The sequence below is a fragment of the Hydrogenophaga taeniospiralis genome (assembly GCF_020510445.1).
GTDB lineage: Bacteria > Pseudomonadota > Gammaproteobacteria > Burkholderiales > Burkholderiaceae_C > Hydrogenophaga.
Window position 1 is genome coordinate 4,602,993 of sequence record NZ_JAHBAG010000001.1, and the last position, 19,461, is coordinate 4,622,453.

Here is a 19,461-nt window from a genome sequence, read left to right on the forward strand (position 1 = left end):
ACTACAGCAGCACCTCCGACGGCAGCACATGCACCCCCGGCGTGGCGGCCAGCGCGGCCTGCAGCAGGTGGTGCGCGATGCGCTGCGCGGGGACCACGCGGTAACGCCGCGGCAGCAAGGGCTGCACCCACTGCGAGAGGCGCACCGCGAGCTGTTCGGCCGGCCGGCTCTCCAGCCGCACACCCCCGATCAGGCCCGGGCGCACCAGCGTGAGCGAGGGGTAGCCCACGGCCTGCAGATCGCGCTCGGTCTCGCCCTTGGTGCGGGCATAGAACACGCGCGAGGCCGCGTCCGCGCCCAGGGCCGAGTTGAAGGCAAAGGCCCGCGCGCCGTGGCGCCGCGCGAGGTAGGCCACCTCCAGCGGGTGGTCGTGGTCCACCTTGTAGAACGCGGCCTGCGAACCGGCCTTGGCGATGGTGGTGCCCAGGGTGCAGACCACGGCGTCGACCGCCCACCATGCGGCGTCTTCGGGCAGGCGCTCGAAGTCCACCAGCGGATTGAGCAGCTTGGGGTGCGGCACCAGCGACTTGCGGGTCGGTGCGACCACCCGGGCCACGGCAGGGTCGGCCAGGGCCTGCTGCAACACGGCCTGCCCCACCAGGCCGGTGGCCCCGACCAGCATCACGGTTGTCATGGGTGTTCCTGCGATCTCGAAACGCCCATTGTCGAGCCGATTCGGAGCTGCAATGCCCCGCACAAAATACTTCACTTCAATCTCTGTTCGATGGTGTGTTGCAGGGCCAGGTAGTCGGCCCGACGCGGGCCACCCAGCGCCACCGCGCGGGAAACCGCCTCGTGCGCGGCCTGCGGCCGGCCCAGCTCCAGCCGGACCTGGGCCAGGTTGTTCCAGGCGTCGGCGAAGTCCGGGTGCGTGCGCGTGGCAGCGTCGTAGGCCTGTTCGGCGCGTTCGCGCTGGCCGGTGGCGTAGGCCGCATTGCCCAGGCCGAGCATGCTGATGCGATGCTCGGGCCACTGCTGCAGCGCGGTGTGCCACCCGGTGTAGGCGGCCGCGGCGTCGACGCGTTCGAGCGCTGCGACGGCCGTGGCCCAGGCGTCGGCCCGCGCGGTGGCTGGGAGTTGTGCCGGCGGCGTCACGCGCACGGCCCAGTGGTCCGAGCGGGCCCAGGTGCGCTCGAACGTGGCCAGGGGCACGACCGTGTTCGCCGTGGTGCCCGAGTGCAGGATCAGCGTCTGCTGTTGCAGGTCGAAACCCACCACCACGGCGTAATGCCACAGCGGGGCCATCGGCAACGAGAGGTTCTGCAGCACCAGCACGGGATGGCCTGCGGCCACCTCCTCGATCAGCGCCGACAGCTCGGGCGCCAGCACATAGGCCACCAGGCCCTGGCGACGCGCCGCCGCCAGCATTTCCACCTGCAGCGCGCCCTGGCGCCCGGGCAGGTAGACCTGCGGGGTCAGCTCGTCGGGCGTCACCGGGCGACCGGCCGCCTGCGCCACCATGGCGAGCGAGGCGGGCCCACACAGGTGATCGTCCTGCGCGAAAAAAGGCACCGTGGTCAGCCGCACCCGATCGGGCCAGGCTGTGGGCCACCCGCCCTGCAGGGCCGCGAGCTGGGGTGGCGCGGCGCAGCCGGTGAACAGCAACACCGCGCAAAGCAGAACCCCCGCCAGGGCGGGGGTTCTGCGGCGACTCGACGGACCGCTCACTGGATCGGGCGGGTGAACGGGAACACCTGGGTGAAGCCCAGGATGTCGGTCACCAGCAGAATCACGAAGACGGCGAACAGCACGCCCAGCACGTCGCCGCCGGCCGGCGCCTGGTCCACCCGGTCGGCCAGCTGGGCCACTTCGGCATCCGACATGGCCTTCACGCGGGCGATGGCGTCGTCGGCGCTGGCCCCCTGGGCCTGCAGCGCGGCGCGCACTTCGTCGCGCGCGAGAAAGGCGGTGACGCGTTCGCGGCTGGCATCACCGGCGGGCGTCACCATGGCCTGCTCGGTGGTGACGATGGCGGCCTGGGCCGACAGGGGCATGCCGCCCAGGGCGATGCAGGGCATCAGGACGGCGACCAGCATGCGGTGAAAGATTTTTTTGAACATGTGAACACCTCCGTGAACGGCACCCGGCCAGAAAACGGCTCAGGTATTGCGGGAATCCGCATGGTGTTCAACGCATCGGCTGTAGTCAACATGACTTACACCGCGAAACACGCCAGGGCATCTGCTCACACTCGCTCACGCGCGGGCAGGGCTGACCCGCGACAGCGCAAGGAGGCTCAGTTCAACGCGCGTTTGAGTTCCTGCAGCCGCTGGTCCATGGCGTCGCGGTCGAGCGCGTCTTCGGTGTGCAGGATGTAGATTTCCAGATCGCTCACCGCGAGCCGCGCGTCGCCCATTTCGGCCCAGGCCAGCCCGCGGTCGCGGTACTCGACCCAGGCCTCGGGCAGCAGCACCAGCAGGCGGTCCTGCACCGCGATCAGGCGCAGCCAGTCTTCCTGCGTGCGGTGGATTTCCTTGAGGTTGCGCAGCATGCGCGCCAGGATCTCGCGCGACGGCGACGCCTGCAGGTACAGGCCCACCGGCACGTCGAAATCGTCCACCAAGCCATTGCGGCGCTTGTACGGTTCGAGCCGTTCGGAGAGGTCCTCGCGGCTGAGCGATTGGCCGGTGAACGGGTCGATCACCACCTGCCCGTTGGGCAGGTTGACCTTGACCATGAAGTGCCCGGGGAAGTTGACGCCACGCGCCTTGAGCCCCAGGCCCTGGGCCAGTTCGAGCCACAGCACCGCCAGCGAGATGGGGATGCCGCGGCGCGTGCGCAGCACCGCGTTGAGGTAGCTGTTGTCGGGGTCGTAGTAGTTGTTCACGTTGCCGCCAAACCCCATGTCGCGAAAGAAGAACTGGTTGAGCGCGCGCAGCCGCTGCAGGGGATCGGTGTCGTTGCCGCAGCGCCGGCGCAGGCGGGCGAGCAGCTGGTCAACATCGCCCAGCACCTCCTGCACGTCCAGGTCGGGGTATTCGTCCTGGGCCAGGGAGGTGGCGGCCTCCAGCAGCGGCAGGTTGTCGTCGTCCCCCACCAGAGCGGCGAAATAACCCAGCGGAGTGGGTGTGGAGAAGTCGAAGACGAAGGGCATGAAAGTCACCGCCTGAAAGCGCCAAGGTGCCGCAATGAAAGCTATTTTCTGACGAATTGGCGCAACTGCAAACCGGCCAGCATCAGGGTCAGAAAATACACCACCACCGCCCCCCCGATGCACAGCGCCAGCAGGCCCACCCTTTGCAGGGCATGGCCATCAAACGCCAGCCATTTGACCTGTTCGGCGCTCCACATCAGGAACACCGCCAGCAGGGCGCTGGCCGCCACCACCTGCAGCCCGAAACGCGCCCAGCCGGGCGTGGGCGTGTAGGCACCGCGGCGCATCAGCCCGATCAGCAGCCACAGGGCATTGACCATGGCGCCCAGGCCGATCGCCAACGCCAGCCCGGCATGCTTCAGATAAGGCACGAACAGCAGGTTCATGCCCTGCGTGAGCAGCAGCACGACGATGGCGATCTTCACCGGCGTGCGGATGTCCTGGCGGGCATAAAACCCGGGCGCCAGCACCTTGATGGCGATCAACCCGAGCAGGCCGGCGCCGTAGCCCATCAGGGCCAGCGAGGTCTGCCGCACGTCCGCGTCGGTAAAGGCGCCGTAGTGGTAGAGCACCGCCACCAGCGGCCGGGAAAAGGTGAGCAGCGCAACCGCGCAGGGCACGGCCAGCAGCACCACCAGGCGCAGGCCCCAGTCGAGCAGGTTGCTGTAGCGCTGGGTGTCGTTGGCGGCCCGGGCCGCGGCCAGCTGCGGCAGCAACACCACCCCCAGCGCCACACCCAGCATGGCGGTGGGGAACTCCATCAGACGGTCGGCGTAGGTGAGCCAGCTCACGCTGCCGGTGACCAGGTGCGAGGCGATCTGGGTGTTGATCAGCAGCGAGATCTGCGCCACGCTGACCCCCAGCAGGGCCGGCAGCATCAGCGTGGTGACGCGCCGCGTGCCGGGGTGGTTCCAGGCGACGCGCAGGGACGACCAGCGCAGGCGAACGTGCGGCAGCATGCCCAGGCGGCGCAGCGCGGGGATCTGGACCCCGAGTTGCAAGGCCCCGCCCAACAGCACCCCGCCGGCCATCGCGTAGATCGGCGGCAGGCCGAGGCGGCCGAACCAGGGCGCCCCCCAGTAGGCGGCGGCGATCATGGCCACGTTGAGCAGCACCGGCGTGGCCGCGGGCACGGCAAACCGCCTCCAGGTGTTCAGGATGCCGGCCGAGAGCGCCACGAACGACATGAAGGCGATGTAGGGGAACATCCAGCGCGTCATGAAGACGGCGGCCTCGAAACCGTCGGGGCTCTGCTTGAGGCCACTGGCCATGGCCCAGACCAGCACCGGCGCACCGGCCACGCCCAGCACACAGGTGAGCGTGAGCGCCCAGGCCAGCACGGTGGCGATCTGGTTCACCAGTTGGCGGGTGGCGTCTTCGCCCTCCGCTTCGCGCGCGCCGGCGAGCACCGGCACAAACGCCTGGCTGAATGCGCCTTCGGCAAACAGGCGGCGCAGCAGATTGGGGATACGAAAGGCGACGTTGAACGCGTCGGTGAGCGCGCTGGCGCCGAAGGTGGCCGCCATGAGCAGTTCGCGCACCAAGCCGGTGATGCGGGACAGCAGGGTCAGCAGCGAAACGAGGGAGGCGGACTTGAAGAGGGACACGGCGCTCAGTGTAACCACGCCCCGGGGTCGGCCATCCCGGGAGGCTTCACAGCGCGGGCCGGCGTGCTAAAATCGCGGGCTTTGCTGGCATCATCCCCAAACATCTGAAGGAAATTCACCATGGCAACCAAGCCGAAGAAAAAGAACCCCCGTCTGGCCTCTGGCCGCAAACGCGTCCGCCAGGACGTCAAGATCAACGCCGCGAACACCTCGCTGCGCTCCAAATACCGCACCGCCGTCAAGAACGTTGAAAAAGCCGTTCTGGCCGGCGACAAGACCAAGGCGACCGAACTGTTCGCCAAGATGCAACAAGTGGTGGACATCGTTGCTGACAAGGGCATCTTCCACAAGAACAAGGCCGCTCGCGACAAGAGCCGCCTGTCCAGCAAAGTCAAGGCCCTGGCTCTCGCCGCCGCCTGACACCCACCCGGCCTGACCCGTCAGGCCACCAGCCCGGACCCCTCGGGGTCTGCCGTTTGAAACCGGTGCGCTGCCAGCAAAAATGCAAAGAACCGCCGTGTCGCAAGATCCGGCGGTTTTTTCATGGGCGAAGCGGCACCGGCAGGTCAAAGTGCAGCACGTCCTCGCGCCGCCCCAGCTTTGCGTAGAGCGCCACGGCCGGTTCGTCGGGCGGGTCGGCCTGCACAAAGATCACCCAGGCCCCACAGGCCGCCGCGATGCCCTGGAGGTGTTCGATCAGCCGCGTGGCGATGCCCTGGCGCCGGTGCACGGCGTCCACCGCCAGGTCGTAGATGTAGATCTCGCTGCGGGCCTGCTCGAACTTTTCCAGCTCGTAGGCCACCAGCCCACCCACCACCTGGCCTTCGTCGTCCTCGGCCACCAGGGCCACGAAGGTGGTCTTGCCCAGCAGCCGCTCCAGATAGTCCCGCTCGGGGCGTGCGGCGCTGTAGCTGTCGGGGTCGTCAAAGGCCTGGCTGAACAGGTCCAGCAGCGCGTGCAGGGTGCCGACGTCGTCGCGCCCCAGGCGGAACACGGACAGATCGCGCCGGATGCCTCGGTCAGTCATCGCCGCCGGTGAGACTGCCCAGCAGACCGCCGGTGAAAAAGCCCCCCTGCTCGCCGCCGGAACCGCCACCGCCCTTGGTCATGGGCGCGGCGGCAAAGATGCGCGAGGCCAGGCGGGCGAACGGCAGCGACTGTATCCACACCGTGCCCGGGCCGCGCAAGGTGGCGAAGAACAGGCCCTCGCCACCAAACAGCGCCGTCTTCACGCCGCCCACGAACTGGATGTCGAAGTCCACCCCCGGCGTGTAGGCCACCACGCAGCCGGTGTCCACGCGCAGCACCTCGCCCGGCTGCAACCGCCGCTCCAGCACCGTGCCCCCGGAGTGGACAAAGGCCAGGCCGTCGCCTTCAAGCTTCTGCATGATGAAGCCCTCGCCGCCGAAAAAGCCGGTGCCCAGCTTGCGCTGGAACGCAATGCCCAGCGACACGCCCTTGGCCGCGCACAGGAAGGCGTCGCGCTGGCAGATCATGGTGCCGCCATGCTGGCTCAGGTCAAACGGAATGATCTTGCCGGTGTAGGGCGCGGCAAACGCCACCTTCTTCTTGCCCTGGCCGTCGTTGGTGTAGACCGTGGTGAACAGCGATTCGCCCGTGATCAGGCGTTTGCCGGCACCCAGCAGCTTGCCGAACAGGCCCCCGGCACCCGAGCCGGCCGAGCCGTCGCCGAAGACGGTGTCCATCCGGATGCCGTCCTCCATGTACATCATGCTGCCCGCCTCGCCGATGGCCGCCTCGCCGGGGTCCAGCTCGATTTCGACGAACTGCATGTCGTCGCCGTGCAGGAAATAGTCAACTTGGTCCATGGCCATGGGGTTCAGCTCCAGATTCAAATGGGGTTGGGGAAAGCGGTTGTTACAAAAACGCCGCGTCACTATATCCAAAGCCCCCAGGCGCCGCCCCACGATGCAGGGTTTCTACCAAGCTCTCGCACGCCCAAACGCCGGCCATGCCACGATCGCCGGTTCGCAGCCCGAATCCCGTCCAGCGGGCCGCACCCATTCACTCCTCCGCTCACGTGTCCCACGCCCCCACCCCAGGTTTCGCGCCAACGTCCCTCACAACCCCCACCGCGGCCCACCCGGGCCGGGCCATGCTGGCCCTGGGCATCGGCAGTTTTGCCATCGGCACGGGGGAGTTCGTCATCATGGGCCTGCTGCCCGAGGTGGCCCGGGACATCGGCGTCACCATTCCGCAGGCGGGCCACGTCATCAGCGCCTACGCGCTGGGCGTGGTGATCGGCGCGCCGGTGCTGGCCGTGCTGGCCGCCAGCTGGGGGCGCCGGGCCCTGCTGGTGGCGCTGATGGCGGTGTTCGCCCTGGGCAACTTCGCCAGCGCACTGGCGCCGGGCTACCTCTCGCTCAACTTGCTGCGTTTCCTGGCGGGCATGCCGCACGGCACCTATTTCGGCGTGGCGGCGCTGGTGGCGGCCGCGCTGGCGCCGGCGGGCCAGCGGGCGCGCGCGGTGGGCCTGGTGATGACCGGGCTCACGCTGGCCACCCTGCTGGGCGTGCCGCTGGCGGCCTGGCTGGGGCAGCACTTCGGCTGGCGTGCGGCATTCGTGCTGGTGGGCGCCATCGCGCTGCTGGCCGCCGGCATGATCCACCGTGAGGTGCCCGCCATGGCCGCGCCGCCGGGGTCCAGCCCGCTGGGCGAGCTGGGCGCGCTGCGCAACAAACAGGTCTGGCTGACGCTGGGCATTGGCGCCATCGGCTTTGGTGGCCTGTTCGCGGTGTTCAGCTACGTCAAGCCCACCATGATCGAAATGGCCGGCCTGCCGCTGTCCGGTGTGCCGGTGGTGCTGGCGCTCTTTGGCCTGGGCATGGTGGTGGGCAACGTGCTGGGTTCGCGCCTGGCCGACCGCGCGCTCATGCCCACGGTGGGGGGCATGCTGGCCTGGTCCGTCGTGGTGCTGGTGGCGTTCACCTTCACCGCCCAGCACGTGGTGGCGGGTTCGATCAACATCTTCCTGATCGGCACCGTGGTGGCCGTCGGCCCGGCCCTGCAGATCCGGCTGATGGACGTGGCGGGCGAGGCCCAGGTGCTGGCCGCCGCGCTCAACCACTCGGCCTTCAACGTCGCCAACGCGCTGGGCGCCTGGCTGGGCGGGGTGGCCATCAGTGCGGGCCTGGGTTGGACCTCGACCGGCTGGGTGGGTGCGCTGCTGGCGCTGGCCGGGCTGGGCGTGTTTGCCTGGGCACGGGCCGATGCGCGAGCGCATCCGGTGGCGGGTCACAAGGGGCCGGAGCGGGTGGCCACGTCGGCCAGCGGTCAGGCCTGAGCGGCTGAGATCGGCCGTTTTTCCAGGGTTTCAGGGCTTGGCGGGCCGGTCTGGCAGCAGACAGCCTTCCACCACCTGCAGGTCGTTGTCGCGCGCGAAGTGCATGACGAAGTCCCAGGCCATGGGCTCGGCTTCGCGCAGGTCGGTGTGGACGATGACGACTTTCACCCCGTTCATCACCGTGGGCACGCACCAGGGCGAATAGGCGATGTGGCTGCCCTGCCGGACCACGCCGCCACCCGGGCGGAACTGGCTCATCACGCCGGCCAGACGTTCGGCCCAGTCGCTGGGGCGAAAGGTGCGGCCACTCTGGGTGACGCCCTGGATGAACACTTGTTTGGCAGTCGGAGAAACCATCGGGGAAGCCTTCGGATGGAGGGCCCTGGAAGGGAGGCATGGCCACCGCCAGGCCGAGGATCGCTGGCCGGGATGGCTGGCAGGTATTCTATCTTATATAAGACTTGAAGTCAGGGATTACCCGGCCCCGGGCCAGTGGGTGGGGCACCGGCCCGGCGGCATGACAGCGATGCCCAACAAGCAATGATGATGCCCGCTGCTGCCCCTAAAATCGCTTTTCAACGGCTCAACCTTCGTTGAGCCGCTTTCTTTTGGTCTGTCCCCCAACCGGAGTCCCCCGCATGAATGCCGCTGCGCCCGCCGCCACCTCGCCCCATGTGATGAACACCTACGGCCGCCTGCCGATCGCCATGTCACACGGACGAGGCTGCCGCGTCTGGGACGTGAACGGCAAGGAGTACCTGGACGCGCTGGCCGGCATCGCCGTCAACACCCTGGGCCACGCCCACCCCAAACTGGTGCCCGCGCTGCAGGACCAGGTGGCCAAGCTGATCCACTCCAGCAACTACTACCACGTGCCCAACCAGGAGGTCCTGGCCCAGATGCTGGTGGAACGTTCGGGCATGACCAACGTGTTCTTCTGCAGCACCGGCCTGGAGGCCAACGAGGCCGCGCTGAAGCTGGCACGCAAGTACGGCCACGACAAGGGCATCGAACGCCCGGAGATCGTGGTCTATGAAAAAGCCTTCCACGGCCGCAGCATCGCCACGCTGAGCGCCACCGGCAACCCCAAGGTGCAGGCCGGCTTCGGCCCGCTGGTCGAAGGCTTCATCCGCGTGCCGCTCAACGACATCGACGCCCTGAAAAAGGCCACCGTGGGCAACCCCAACGTGGTGGCGGTGTTTTTTGAAACCATCCAGGGCGAAGGCGGCGTGAACCCGATGCGCGCGCAGTACCTCCAGGAGGTGCGCGCGCTGTGCGACGCGCAGGACTGGCTGCTGATGATCGACGAGGTGCAGTGCGGCATGGGCCGCACCGGCAAGTGGTTCGCCCACCAGTGGGCCGGCATCAAACCCGACGTGATGCCGCTGGCCAAGGGCCTGGGCTCGGGCGTGCCGATCGGCGCGGTGGTGGCCGGCCCCAAGGCCGCGAACATTTTCCAACCGGGCAACCACGGCACCACCTTCGGCGGCAACCCGCTGGCCATGCGCGCCGGGGTCGAGACCATCCGCATCATGGAAGAAGACGGCCTGCTGGAGAACGCGGCCACCGTGGGCGCGCACCTGCGCAGCGCGCTGGAAAAAGGCCTGGCCGGCAACCCGGGGCTGAAAGAGATCCGGGGCCAGGGCCTGATGATCGGCGTGGAGCTGAACAAGCCCTGCGGCGTGATCACCCAGCGCGCGGCCGACGCCGGCCTGCTGCTCTCGGTCACGGCCGACAGCGTGATCCGCCTGGTGCCGCCGCTGATCATGACCACCGCCGAGGCCGACGAAGTCGCCGCCATCCTGTTGCCGATCATCACCACCTTCCTGACGGAAAACCCATGAACCTCCGCCACTACCTCCAGTTCAAGGACCTGAGCGCCGACGAGTACGCCTACCTGCTCACGCGCGCCGCGTTCATCAAGGCCAAGTTCAAGGCCGTCGAAAAGCACCAGCCGTTCGCCGACCCGGACCGCACCCTGGCCATGATCTTCGAGAAGGCCAGCACCCGCACGCGTGTGAGCTTCGAGGCCGGCATGTACCAGCTCGGCGGCTCGGTGGTGCACCTGACCACGGGCGACAGCCAGCTCGGCCGCGCCGAGCCGATCGAGGACAGCGCCAAGGTGATCAGCCGCATGGTGGACCTGGTGATGATCCGCACCTTTGAGCAGAGCAAGCTGGAGCGCTTCGCGGCGCACTCGCGCGTGCCGGTCATCAACGGCCTGACCAACGAGTTCCACCCCTGCCAGATCCTGGCCGACCTGTTCACGATGGTCGAGTACCGCCCGGCCGCCAGCGGCAACCCGCTGGATGCCATCAAGGGCAAGGTCGTGGCCTGGGTGGGCGACGGCAACAACATGGCCAACACCTGGCTGCAGGCGGCCGAGCTGCTGGGCTTTACCGTGCACGTGAGCACACCCAGCGGCTACGAAGTCGACCCGAAGCTCGCCGGCGTCTCCAACCCCGCCTGCTACAAGGTGTTCAAGGACCCGAAGGAAGCCTGCACCGGCGCCGATCTGGTGACCACCGATGTCTGGACCAGCATGGGCTACGAGGCCGAAAACGAGGTGCGCCGCGCCGCGTTCGCGCAGTGGTGTGTGGACGAGGCCATGATGGCCGTGGCCAAACCCGACGCGCTCTTCATGCACTGCCTGCCGGCGCACCGCGGTGAAGAGGTGAGCGCCGAGGTGATCGACGGCCCGCAATCGGTGGTGTGGGACGAGGCCGAGAACCGCATGCATGTGCAGAAGGCGCTGATGGAGTACCTGCTGCTGGGCCGCCTGGGCTGAATCGGCCTGTGAGCGCCTGCACCGCTTGCGGCGCCTGCTGCGCCAGCTTCCGCGTGGACTTCTCGGTGCATGAAACCCAGTCCGAAGGGGGCAGCGTGCCCGACGGGCTGTGGGTGCCGGTGACCGACAGCATCGCCCGCCTGCGCGGCACCGACCATGGCCGCCCGCGCTGTGCGGCGCTCTCCGGCAAGGTCGGCGAAAGAGCCACTTGCGGCATCTACGAGTGGCGGCCCAACCCCTGCCGCGAATTTGAAGAGGGCAGCGATGCCTGCGGCCAGGCGCGCCGCCGCCACGGCCTGCCCCCCTTGCCCGCGCGCTGAACCCATGTCCCAGTGCCAGACCTGCGGCGCGTGTTGCGCCGCCTATCGCGTCCAGTTTTCGGTGTACGAGCTGGACGACATGGGCGGCGCGGTGCCTGTGACCCTGACCGAAACCGTCAACGGCAGCACCTGCCGCATGCGGGGTACCGGCGAGGTGCCGATCCGCTGCGTGGCGCTGTCGGGCAGCGTGGGCACCGCGGTGGGCTGCACCATCTACGCACTGCGCCCCCGACCCTGCACCGAACTGCAGGAAGGTTCCTACGCCTGCAACAAGGCACGCCAGCGCCATGGCCTGCCGCCGCTGGATGAACGGCCGGAACACTGAATATGCAAGCCCTGCTCGACACCATCGCCACGATGGCCATGCCCACCGATGCCCAACGCCTCTTCCACGGCCGGGGTGGTCTGCACCCGGGCTGTGAAGCCTGGACGCTGGACGCCTACCCGCCGGTGTGGGTGTTGACCCGATTTGGCGAAGCCAGCGACGACGAACTGGCCACGGTGTCGGCCGCACTCGCCGCGCGCCACGAGCAGCTCGCACCCGACCAGCCACTGAACTGGGTGTTCCAGAGCCGGCACGAGGGTCGCAGCGACACCCGGCTGATGACCGGCAGCGTGCCCGAGCCGCACGTGGTGACCGAGCGCGGTACGCGCTACCTGGTGCACGTGCTCAAAGGGCAGAACCACGGCCTGTTCCTCGACATGGCCGATGGCCGCCAGTGGGTGCGCGAACACGCGGCGGGCGCCAAGGTGCTCAACCTCTTTGCCTACACCTGCGCCTTCTCGGTGGCAGCGCTGCAGGGTGGCGCGAAGCAGGTGGTGAACGTGGACATGAGCGCGGGCGCCATCGCGCTCGGACAACAGAACCACGCGCTCAACGGGCTGCAGGCCGGTGCCAGCTTCCTGGCCCACGACATCTTCAAGACCTGGGGCAAGCTCACACGCTCAGGGCCCTACCACCTGGTCATCGTCGATCCGCCCAGCTATCAGAAAGGCAGCTTCGTCGCGACCAAAGACTACCTGCGCCTCATGCGCCGCCTGCCGGACCTGCTGCGCCCGGGCGGCCGGGTGTTGCTGTGCCTCAACGCGCCCGAGCTGGACACCGGTTTTTTGCAGGACCAGATGCGCGAGGCCGCACCCGAACTCGTGTTCGAGCAACGCCTGCCCAACCCGACGAGCTTCGCCGACGCGTCGCCCGAACGCGCGCTCAAGGTGCTGGTATACCGCGCGCCGGACCTCCCCTGAAAAGGAACACCCCTGCCGCGCTCCGGGCCATATGGTTTAGACCTAAAATAATTTCGGTAGCGTTGGAAATTACCGACACCATGGCTTTTTCTCCGGTGCTACCTTCATCGCACCATGAAAAAGCTCTGGGACATTTCCCCTCCGATCCATGCGGGTGCACCGGTTTTTCCGGGCGACACGGCCTACACGCAGCAGTGGGTGGCGAGCATCGAGCCGGGTTGCCCGGTCAACGTGAGCGCCATCACGCTCTCGCCCCACGTGGGCGCGCACGCCGACGCGCCGCTGCACTACGACGCAGCGGGCGCGGCCATTGGCGCGGTGGACCTCGACGCCTTTCTCGGCCCCTGCCGCGTGGTACACGCCATCGGCTGCGGCCCGCTGGTGCGGCCCGAACACATCGCGCATGCGCTGGGCAAGCCGCCCAGCGGCGGGGCATGGAGCCTGGACGCCCTGCCCCCTCGCGTGCTGGTGCGCGTCTACCAGCACCAGCCCCAGGACCGGTTTGACGACGCCCTGCCCGCCTTTGCGCCGGACACCGTGGAACAACTCGCCGACCTCGGCGTGAAGCTCATCGGCATCGACAGCGCCAGCATCGACCCCGCCGACAGCAAGACGCTCGACAGCCACCAGGTGATCCGCCGGCGCGGCCTGCGTGTGCTGGAAAACCTGCTGCTCGACGACGTGCCCGAGGGCGACTACGAGCTGATCGCCCTGCCCCTGAAGCTCACCACGGCCGACGCCAGCCCGGTGCGCGCCATCCTCCGAAGTCTCGAATAACCCCCCGCGCCGCCTGCGGCGTCACCCCCCAGGGGCGACACCAGCGGCCCGTCCTGAGCTTGACGAAGGGCTGTGCCGCGGTGGACCTGGAATGAAAAGCCCCGCACCGCATACCCACACTGTTTGATGGAGACAAACCCCATGACGATCCAACAAGACTGCCTCGCCCTCGACGTGCAAGACCCGCTGCGCCAGCTGCACGACCTCTTCAACATCCCCGCCGGCACCATCTACCTCGACGGCAATTCGCTCGGTGTGATGCCCGCCGCGGCCCCGGCCCGCGTGGCCGACGTCGTGACCCGTGAGTGGGGCACCGACCTGATCCAGAGCTGGAACAAGAACGGCTGGTTCGCCATGCCGCAGAAAGTGGGCGACAAGATCGCGCGCCTGATCGGCGCCGGCCCAGGCGAGGTGGTCGCCACCGACAGCACCTCGGTCAACCTGTTCAAGGTGCTGAGCGCGGCCATGAACATCGCCGCCGCCGACGCGCCGCAGCGCAAGCGCATCGTGAGCGAACGCAGCAACTTCCCGACCGACCTCTACATCGCCGAAGCGCTGTGCCGGCAGCACGGCATGGAGCTGGCGCTGGTCGAGCCCGAAGAGATCGCCGCGTCGCTCAGCGCCGAGGTCGCCATCCTCATGCTCACGCACGTGAACTACCGCACCGGCGCGATGCACGACATGGCGGCCGTGACCGCGGCGGCGCACGCCGAGGGCATCCTGGCCGTGTGGGACCTGGCGCACAGCGCAGGCGCGGTACCGGTGGACCTGAAACAGGCCCGGGCCGACTTCGCCGTGGGCTGCGGCTACAAGTACCTCAATGGCGGCCCGGGTGCGCCCGCCTTCGTCTGGGTCAACCCGCTGCACGCCAACCGTTTCTGGCAACCGCTGGCCGGCTGGTGGGGCCACGCCACGCCGTTCGAATTCACGCCGGACTACAAGCCCGCACTGGGCATCACGCGCTACCAGTGCGGCACCCAGCCCATGATCAGCCTGGCCGCGCTCGAATGCGGGGTGGACACCGTGCTGGCGGCCGAGGCGCTGGGCGGCATGGCGGCGCTGCGCGCCAAGTCGCTGGCGCTGACCGACCTGTTCATCGCACTGGTGGAAGAACGCTGCGCGGGCCACGGCCTTGGATTGGCCACTCCACGCGGCCACTCGCAGCGCGGTTCGCAAGTGTGTTTGACAAGAGACGAGGGTGCCTACGCCATCGTGCAGGCCCTGATCGCGCGCGGCGTGATCGGCGACTACCGCGCCGGCGACGGTGGACGGCACAAGGACATCTTGCGCTTCGGCTTCACCCCGCTCTACATCGGCTTCGCCGATGTGTGGAACGCCGTCGAACAATTGAAACAGGTGCTCGAAACGGCGGAATGGAAGCGCCCCGAGTTCAACCGCAAACACGCCGTGACCTGAAGGAGACGCGCCATGACCTGCCCCCACCACGACAGCGCCCCCGCCTCGGCCACCGAAACCATCGTCGCCGAAGAAAAGGCCCAGCTCGATTTCAGCAACGACATGAGCTACGGGGACTACCTGCAGCTCGACGCCATCCTGGGCGCGCAGAAACCGCTCTCGCCCGCGCACGACGAGCTGCTGTTCATCGTGCAGCACCAGACCAGCGAACTCTGGATGAAGCTCATGCTGCACGAACTCAACGCCGCCATCCGCCACATCGCGGCCGACGACCTGAACCCTGCGTTCAAGCAGATGGCCCGTGTCTCCAGGATCATGGAACAGCTGGTGCACGCCTGGGATGTTCTGGCCACCATGACACCGCCCGAATACAGCGCGATCCGGCCCTACCTCGGCCATTCCAGCGGTTTCCAGAGCTTCCAGTACCGCTGCATCGAGTTCGCGATGGGCAACAAGAACGCCGCCATGCTCAAGCCCCATGCGCACAGCCCCGAGCGGCTGGCGATGGTGCAGACCGCGTACGAGGCCCCATCGCTCTACGACGAATCGCTGCGCCTGCTGGCGCGCCGCGGCATCGCCGTGCCGGCGAGCCGCACCGAGCGCGACTGGACCAAACCCTACGAAGCCAGCGACGCGGTGGAACAGGCCTGGCTGCAGGTCTACCGCAACCCCAAGGAACACTGGGACCTGTACCAGCTCGGCGAAGAACTCACCGACCTGGAAGACGCCTTCCGCCTCTGGCGCTTCCGCCACGTGACCACGGTGGAACGCGTGATCGGTTTCAAGCGCGGCACCGGCGGCACCGGCGGCGTGAGCTACCTGCGCAAGATGCTGGACGTGGTGCTGTTTCCCGAGATCTGGCGCTTGCGCACGGATCTTTGAGGCGCCTGACCACCTGCGGTCTGGCCCCGACCGAGGACCGCTGCTCGATCCCCTGAAAACCGTGTCCACCGCTGCCGTCGGCGGCGGGTGGGCGGGCCTGATTCAGCAGTTGCCCTTCTTGGCTTGGCCCGGGGGACAGAACTTGCCGGGATGGCCGGCGGGGTCGACGACCACCGAACCAGACGGGGTGTAGACGGCACAGCCAGCGACCGCGGCGGCGACAACACACAGGGCAATGAGCGCTTTCATTTCGTTTCCTTGAAGGGAGTGATGCGATCGAGTTTATGCGTTGGAGACCCAGCGCACGCATGGCCCGTGCACATCGCCACAAAGACAAAAGTTGTCCTGAGCCAAGTGCGATTCCAGCGGGATCGGCGCCGACATGCTGCGGCCTCGCGACGTGCCCACCTGGACCCTGCCGGCCCATGGGTGCAGACGCAAGTCGACTGCGGCATGATGAGCGCATGGCCACCATCACCCTGCCCGATCTGCGCCGCTACGCCATCGCCCGCAGCCTGTTCACGCCCACCACCCTGCCCAAGGCCATCGAACGGCTGGGCTTTGTGCAGGCCGACCCGATCCGTTCGCCCGCCCGCGCGCAGGACCTGACGCTGCGCCAGCGCGTGAAGGGTTACCGGGCCGGCGATCTGGAGCGGCGCTACCCGCAGCTGGCGGTGGAAGAGGACTTCTTCGTCAACTACGGTTTCGTCACGCCCGAGCTGCACGCGCGCATGCACCCGCGCACCGCGCGCAGCGAGTGGCCGGCCGAGCGCTGGGCGCAGGCCCAGGCGGTCTGGCACTACGTGCAGGCGCGGGGCGAAGCCCACCCGCGCGAGGTCGATGCGCACTTCGCCCACGGCCACACCACCAACGGCTTTGGCGGCCGGTCCAAGGCCAGCACCCAGCTGCTGGACGCCATGCACTACCGCGGACTGCTGCGCGTGGCGCGGCGGGACAACGGCATCCGCCTCTACGCGGCGCACACACCGCGGGAAGCGCCCGAGAGCGTGACGGAGGTGCTGGACCAGCTGGTGGATGTGCTGGTGAACAAATACGCGCCCTTGCCGCTACCCGGCCTGCGGCAGCTGGTGGCCATGCTCAAACACGCCGTGCCGCAGTGGCAGGACCAGTTACGCGCCGCGCTGCAGCGCGCCGTCCAGCGCCTGCCCCACGCCGAGGTGGACGGGGTCGCGTGGTACTGGCCGCAGGGCGAAGACCCCCACTCACGCCGCTGGAGGGCGCCCGAGGGTGTGCGCCTGCTCGCGCCGTTCGATCCGGTGGTCTGGGACCGCGACCGCTTCGAGCGCCTGTGGGCCTGGGCCTACCGCTTCGAGGCCTACACACCACCCGCGAAACGCGTGCGCGGCTACTACGCCATGCCGCTACTGTGGCACGACCAGGTCATCGGCTGGGGCAACCTGTCGGTGGTGGGCGGGCAGCTGCAGGCGGACATCGGCTACGTCGGTGGCCAAGCCCCGAGCGATACAAGCTATCGCTCAGCGCTGGCAGCAGAACTTGCGGATATGGCCGTTTGTTTGAACGCTGAGCGGGGGTGATCCTTCTCCGGCGTGAAATGTCCGAACCGGGAACGCGGCGGAACTGGCTTTGCCAGGCCGCTCGCGTTGCCCCCTTGAGGGGGTCGCGCGCAGCGCGGCAGGGGCGGTCAGGGCCTGATGTTGTTCTTCTGAATCACGTCCGCCATGGCGGCGGTGTCGGAAGCAATGCGCCGGGCCAGGCCCTCGGGCGAGGTGCCCGCCACCTGCCAGCCCTGGGCCAGGATCTTCTGCCGTACCTCGGGGCGGCGCACGATCTCGGCCAGCAGCACGGCCAGCCGGTTCACATGGGCCTTGGGCAGGCTGTTGGGCGCGGCCACGGCGTTCCAGATTTCCAGCTGCAATCCCTTCACACCGGCCGCGGCCAGGCTCGGCACCTCGGGCACCACGCTGCTGCGCCCGCTCGACGTGACCCCGATGGCCTTGAGCTTGCCCGCGCGCACCTGGGCCATGGCCAGGCCCGGCGGCAGCAGCGACATCTGGATCTGCCCACCCAGCAGCGCGGTGATGACCTGCGGGTTGCCCGGGTAAGGCACGTGCACCGGCGCGATGCCCGCGCGCGATTTGATGAGCTCCATGCCCAGGTGCGCCACCGTGCCCACGCCCGGCGTGCCGTAGTTCCAGCGGTCGCCCGACGCGCGCGCCGCAGCGAAAAAATCGGCGCCGCTGGTGGCGGTGTCGCCCGGCACGCTGAGCACCAGGGGCGCCACGGCGAGCAGCGAGACCGGCGCCAGGTCTTTCAGTGGGTCGTAGAGGGTGGCCGGGTTGAGGATCTTGGCGATCGTCAGATTGCCGTTGATCATGAGACCGATGGTGTGGTCGTCGGTGGCGCGCGCCACCTGGTTGGCCGCGATGTTGCCCCCGGCGCCGACCTTGTTTTCCACCACCACCGGCTGGCCCAGCGCCTGCGACAGCGGCTCGGCGATCAGGCGCGCCATCAGGTCGGGCGAGGAGCCGGCGGGAAACCCGACCAGCATCTTCAACGGTTTGCTCGGCCAGGGGGTCTGGGCGAACACGGTGGACCCACCGCAGGCCATGGCGATGGCGGCAGCGATGACATGACGGCGTTGGGCGTGGCGCATGCGGCGATTCCTAGAAGTTGCAAACAGGCCCGCAGGTTAGCAGCCCGCACGCCGGCATTCCACCAAGACACACCGTGGAACGGGCTTCGCCCGGCCACTGGTGTGGTCCCCCTGGGGGGAAGACGCGAAGCGGCGCAGGGGGCTGGCTATGCAGGCACCGGTGGCCCGCTGTAGAGCCAGGGATTGTCCAGCAGATTTTCACCCAGCAGGCCCATGGCGGTGTTGCGCCCCCAGCGCAGCAGACCGTCGGCATGGAAGATGGTGCCGTTGCGCTGCGAGCGGCTCTGCACGCGGGCGTTGCGCTGCCAGCGGGTCTGCGCAAAGCGCTGCAGCAGCGCGGGCCAGTCGGGTGTGGAGCCGCCGGGTTGGGACTGCAGCAGCCGGCCCAGCGTCCAGGCGTCTTCGATCGCCATGGCGGCGCCTTGCGCGAGGTAGGGGCGCAAGGGGTGGGCCGCGTCTCCCAGCAAGGCCACCCGGCCCTGGGCGTGTTCGTTCGGGCCGGCCATGGGTGCGCGGTCGTTCAGGGCCCAGAGTTTCCAGGCCGACACGGCGTCGATCATGCGCATGAGCTCGCCGCAGGCCGGGCCCAGGGCCCACTTGAGATCGGCGGTCTGGGCCTCGTGGCTCCAGCTCTGGGGGTCGCAGCCGGGCGGCCCCCCATGCCCCAGCCCCAGCATGCCTTCCACCACCGCCACCACGTTGAACCAGTTGCCGCAGCGCACCGGGTAGTGCACCACGTGCAGCCGCGGGCCGAGCCAGGCCGTCACCAGGTTCTGGCGCAGGCGCTCGGGCAGATCGGTGGCGCGCACCATGCCGCGGTAGGCCAGATGGCCGCTCACCCGCGCCGGCTGCGCGCCCAGCATCTGCGCCCGCACACGGCTCCACAGGCCGTCGCAGCCGATGAGCGCGTCGCCCTCGACCACGGTGTCGTCTTCGCAGGTCACGCGCACCCGCTCCCCCGCCTGCTCGTAGGCCACCAGGCGGGTGTCCAGCCGCAGACTCACACCGCTCTCGCGCCGGGCGGCGCGCAGCAGCAGCTCGTGCAGGTCGGCTCGGTGCACCGTGGCGTAGGGCTCGCCGTAGCGCGCGCGCGCCAGTGGCCCGAGCCGCAACCGCCCCAGCGTGCGGGCGCTGTGGGCGTCGCGCACCTGCAGCGCGTCGGGAAACGCCGCGCAGGCGTTGAGCTCGTCCAGCAAGTCCCACTCGTGCAGCACGCGCACCGCGTTGGGCCCCAGCTGCAGCCCGGCCCCCACCTCGGAAAACGCCCCGGCCTGCTCCAGTAGATGCACCGAAACCCCGGCACGCGAAAGGGCCAGCGCACAGGCCAACCCACCGATGCCACCACCGGCTATCACCACTTGTTGTTTCATGGCCCGGGATTGTGCTCCGGCCG

Annotated in this window: 22 protein-coding genes; 11 read left to right on the forward strand and 11 right to left on the reverse strand. The window is 68.6% G+C overall.

Going from position 1 to position 19,461, the window contains the following annotated elements; all coding sequences use genetic code 11:
• Position 1: 1 nt before the first annotated feature.
• The 5 genes from KIH07_RS22085 to murJ form a co-directional block, all read right to left on the reverse strand.
• On the reverse strand, positions 2-634 hold the full coding sequence (locus KIH07_RS22085; protein ID WP_226494017.1) for an NAD-dependent dehydratase: 633 nt from the start codon (positions 632-634) through the stop codon (positions 2-4).
• Between the two features lie 71 nt (positions 635-705).
• On the reverse strand, positions 706-1,608 hold the full coding sequence (locus tag KIH07_RS22090) for a PA2778 family cysteine peptidase (protein ID WP_226494018.1): 903 nt from the start codon (positions 1,606-1,608) through the stop codon (positions 706-708).
• Between the two features lie 56 nt (positions 1,609-1,664).
• On the reverse strand, positions 1,665-2,060 hold the full coding sequence (locus KIH07_RS22095) for a PA2779 family protein (protein WP_226494019.1): 396 nt from the start codon (positions 2,058-2,060) through the stop codon (positions 1,665-1,667).
• A 176-nt stretch (positions 2,061-2,236) separates the two neighbouring features.
• A complete protein-coding gene (locus KIH07_RS22100; protein ID WP_226494020.1) occupies positions 2,237-3,094 on the reverse strand; it encodes a SirB1 family protein in 858 nt (285 codons plus the stop codon).
• A gap of 41 nt (positions 3,095-3,135) precedes the next feature.
• Complete coding sequence (murJ, locus tag KIH07_RS22105; RefSeq protein ID WP_226494792.1) at positions 3,136-4,701, reverse strand: murein biosynthesis integral membrane protein MurJ; 1,566 nt, start codon at positions 4,699-4,701, stop codon at positions 3,136-3,138.
• Positions 4,702-4,821: 120 nt separating this feature from the next.
• Here murJ and rpsT point away from each other — a divergent pair, with 120 nt between their 5' ends.
• Complete coding sequence (gene rpsT, locus KIH07_RS22110; RefSeq protein ID WP_226494021.1) at positions 4,822-5,121, forward strand: 30S ribosomal protein S20; 300 nt, start codon at positions 4,822-4,824, stop codon at positions 5,119-5,121.
• Between the two features lie 121 nt (positions 5,122-5,242).
• Here the strand turns inward: rpsT and KIH07_RS22115 are convergent, their stop codons facing one another.
• Together KIH07_RS22115 and KIH07_RS22120 are read right to left on the reverse strand one after the other, a co-directional pair.
• Complete coding sequence (locus KIH07_RS22115) at positions 5,243-5,728, reverse strand: AAC(3)-I family aminoglycoside N-acetyltransferase (RefSeq protein WP_226494022.1); 486 nt, start codon at positions 5,726-5,728, stop codon at positions 5,243-5,245.
• Entirely contained in the window at positions 5,721-6,536 is an 816-nt protein-coding gene (locus KIH07_RS22120; RefSeq protein ID WP_226494023.1) for a TIGR00266 family protein, read from the reverse strand. Before KIH07_RS22120 ends, KIH07_RS22115 begins: the two co-directional genes overlap by 8 nt.
• A gap of 281 nt (positions 6,537-6,817) precedes the next feature.
• On the opposite strand from KIH07_RS22120, the gene KIH07_RS22125 reads away from it, so the two are divergent.
• On the forward strand, positions 6,818-8,005 hold the full coding sequence (locus KIH07_RS22125) for an MFS transporter (protein ID WP_413465784.1): 1,188 nt from the start codon (positions 6,818-6,820) through the stop codon (positions 8,003-8,005).
• Positions 8,006-8,035: 30 nt separating this feature from the next.
• Here the strand turns inward: KIH07_RS22125 and KIH07_RS22130 are convergent, their stop codons facing one another.
• On the reverse strand, positions 8,036-8,362 hold the full coding sequence (locus KIH07_RS22130) for a DUF3579 domain-containing protein (RefSeq protein WP_068174010.1): 327 nt from the start codon (positions 8,360-8,362) through the stop codon (positions 8,036-8,038).
• A 281-nt stretch (positions 8,363-8,643) separates the two neighbouring features.
• On the opposite strand from KIH07_RS22130, the gene KIH07_RS22135 reads away from it, so the two are divergent.
• From KIH07_RS22135 to kynA, 8 genes are all read left to right on the forward strand, one after another.
• Positions 8,644-9,849: an aspartate aminotransferase family protein gene (locus KIH07_RS22135; protein WP_226494024.1), complete on the forward strand. Its 1,206-nt coding sequence runs from the start codon at positions 8,644-8,646 to the stop codon at positions 9,847-9,849.
• Positions 9,846-10,793, forward strand: a complete 948-nt coding sequence (argF, locus tag KIH07_RS22140) for an ornithine carbamoyltransferase (protein WP_226494025.1) — start codon at positions 9,846-9,848, stop codon at positions 10,791-10,793. Before KIH07_RS22135 ends, argF begins: the two co-directional genes overlap by 4 nt.
• An 8-nt stretch (positions 10,794-10,801) precedes the next feature.
• A complete protein-coding gene (locus tag KIH07_RS22145; RefSeq protein ID WP_226494026.1) occupies positions 10,802-11,113 on the forward strand; it encodes a YkgJ family cysteine cluster protein in 312 nt (103 codons plus the stop codon).
• 4 nt (positions 11,114-11,117) lie between these two features.
• Complete coding sequence (locus KIH07_RS22150; protein ID WP_226494027.1) at positions 11,118-11,438, forward strand: YkgJ family cysteine cluster protein; 321 nt, start codon at positions 11,118-11,120, stop codon at positions 11,436-11,438.
• 2 nt (positions 11,439-11,440) lie between these two features.
• Positions 11,441-12,358: a class I SAM-dependent methyltransferase gene (locus KIH07_RS22155; protein ID WP_226494028.1), complete on the forward strand. Its 918-nt coding sequence runs from the start codon at positions 11,441-11,443 to the stop codon at positions 12,356-12,358.
• 114 nt (positions 12,359-12,472) lie between these two features.
• Complete coding sequence (gene kynB / locus KIH07_RS22160) at positions 12,473-13,135, forward strand: arylformamidase (RefSeq protein WP_226494029.1); 663 nt, start codon at positions 12,473-12,475, stop codon at positions 13,133-13,135.
• 141 nt (positions 13,136-13,276) lie between these two features.
• Positions 13,277-14,551, forward strand: a complete 1,275-nt coding sequence (gene kynU / locus KIH07_RS22165; RefSeq protein WP_226494030.1) for a kynureninase — start codon at positions 13,277-13,279, stop codon at positions 14,549-14,551.
• A 12-nt stretch (positions 14,552-14,563) separates the two neighbouring features.
• Positions 14,564-15,433 (forward strand): tryptophan 2,3-dioxygenase, encoded by an 870-nt coding sequence (kynA, locus tag KIH07_RS22170; RefSeq protein ID WP_226494031.1) that lies wholly within the window; start codon positions 14,564-14,566, stop codon positions 15,431-15,433.
• Between the two features lie 102 nt (positions 15,434-15,535).
• Here the strand turns inward: kynA and KIH07_RS22175 are convergent, their stop codons facing one another.
• Positions 15,536-15,682 carry a hypothetical protein gene (locus KIH07_RS22175; protein ID WP_226494032.1) on the reverse strand — a complete coding sequence of 49 codons (147 nt, stop codon included), beginning with the start codon at positions 15,680-15,682 and terminating at the stop codon, positions 15,536-15,538.
• 215 nt (positions 15,683-15,897) lie between these two features.
• Between KIH07_RS22175 and KIH07_RS22180 the strand changes: the two genes are divergently transcribed.
• Entirely contained in the window at positions 15,898-16,989 is a 1,092-nt protein-coding gene (locus KIH07_RS22180; RefSeq protein WP_226494033.1) for a DNA glycosylase AlkZ-like family protein, read from the forward strand.
• Positions 16,990-17,096: 107 nt separating this feature from the next.
• On the opposite strand, the gene KIH07_RS22185 is transcribed toward KIH07_RS22180, so the two are convergent.
• Entirely contained in the window at positions 17,097-18,068 is a 972-nt protein-coding gene (locus KIH07_RS22185) for a Bug family tripartite tricarboxylate transporter substrate binding protein (RefSeq protein ID WP_226494034.1), read from the reverse strand.
• Between the two features lie 146 nt (positions 18,069-18,214).
• Complete coding sequence (locus tag KIH07_RS22190) at positions 18,215-19,438, reverse strand: FAD-dependent monooxygenase (protein ID WP_226494035.1); 1,224 nt, start codon at positions 19,436-19,438, stop codon at positions 18,215-18,217.
• Positions 19,439-19,461: the final 23 nt, after the last annotated feature.

What these genes read in the sequence shown, in the direction of transcription:
- KIH07_RS22120 (WP_226494023.1), bottom strand. Translation starts at nt 6,536, where the DNA reads ATGGCCATGGACCAAGTTGACTATTTCCTGCACGGCGACGACATGCAG.
- KIH07_RS22095 (WP_226494019.1), bottom strand. Translation starts at nt 2,060, where the DNA reads ATGTTCAAAAAAATCTTTCACCGCATGCTGGTCGCCGTCCTGATGCCC.
- KIH07_RS22190 (WP_226494035.1), bottom strand. Translation starts at nt 19,438, where the DNA reads ATGAAACAACAAGTGGTGATAGCCGGTGGTGGCATCGGTGGGTTGGCC.
- KIH07_RS22085 (WP_226494017.1), bottom strand. Translation starts at nt 634, where the DNA reads ATGACAACCGTGATGCTGGTCGGGGCCACCGGCCTGGTGGGGCAGGCC.
- KIH07_RS22100 (WP_226494020.1), bottom strand. Translation starts at nt 3,094, where the DNA reads ATGCCCTTCGTCTTCGACTTCTCCACACCCACTCCGCTGGGTTATTTC.
- kynB (WP_226494029.1), top strand. Translation starts at nt 12,473, where the DNA reads ATGAAAAAGCTCTGGGACATTTCCCCTCCGATCCATGCGGGTGCACCG.
- KIH07_RS22135 (WP_226494024.1), top strand. Translation starts at nt 8,644, where the DNA reads ATGAATGCCGCTGCGCCCGCCGCCACCTCGCCCCATGTGATGAACACC.
- KIH07_RS22175 (WP_226494032.1), bottom strand. Translation starts at nt 15,682, where the DNA reads ATGAAAGCGCTCATTGCCCTGTGTGTTGTCGCCGCCGCGGTCGCTGGC.
- KIH07_RS22150 (WP_226494027.1), top strand. Translation starts at nt 11,118, where the DNA reads ATGTCCCAGTGCCAGACCTGCGGCGCGTGTTGCGCCGCCTATCGCGTC.
- argF (WP_226494025.1), top strand. Translation starts at nt 9,846, where the DNA reads ATGAACCTCCGCCACTACCTCCAGTTCAAGGACCTGAGCGCCGACGAG.
- KIH07_RS22115 (WP_226494022.1), bottom strand. Translation starts at nt 5,728, where the DNA reads ATGACTGACCGAGGCATCCGGCGCGATCTGTCCGTGTTCCGCCTGGGG.
- rpsT (WP_226494021.1), top strand. Translation starts at nt 4,822, where the DNA reads ATGGCAACCAAGCCGAAGAAAAAGAACCCCCGTCTGGCCTCTGGCCGC.
- KIH07_RS22130 (WP_068174010.1), bottom strand. Translation starts at nt 8,362, where the DNA reads ATGGTTTCTCCGACTGCCAAACAAGTGTTCATCCAGGGCGTCACCCAG.
- KIH07_RS22155 (WP_226494028.1), top strand. Translation starts at nt 11,441, where the DNA reads ATGCAAGCCCTGCTCGACACCATCGCCACGATGGCCATGCCCACCGAT.
- KIH07_RS22180 (WP_226494033.1), top strand. Translation starts at nt 15,898, where the DNA reads ATGGCCACCATCACCCTGCCCGATCTGCGCCGCTACGCCATCGCCCGC.
- kynU (WP_226494030.1), top strand. Translation starts at nt 13,277, where the DNA reads ATGACGATCCAACAAGACTGCCTCGCCCTCGACGTGCAAGACCCGCTG.
- KIH07_RS22125 (WP_413465784.1), top strand. Translation starts at nt 6,818, where the DNA reads ATGCTGGCCCTGGGCATCGGCAGTTTTGCCATCGGCACGGGGGAGTTC.
- kynA (WP_226494031.1), top strand. Translation starts at nt 14,564, where the DNA reads ATGACCTGCCCCCACCACGACAGCGCCCCCGCCTCGGCCACCGAAACC.
- KIH07_RS22185 (WP_226494034.1), bottom strand. Translation starts at nt 18,068, where the DNA reads ATGCGCCACGCCCAACGCCGTCATGTCATCGCTGCCGCCATCGCCATG.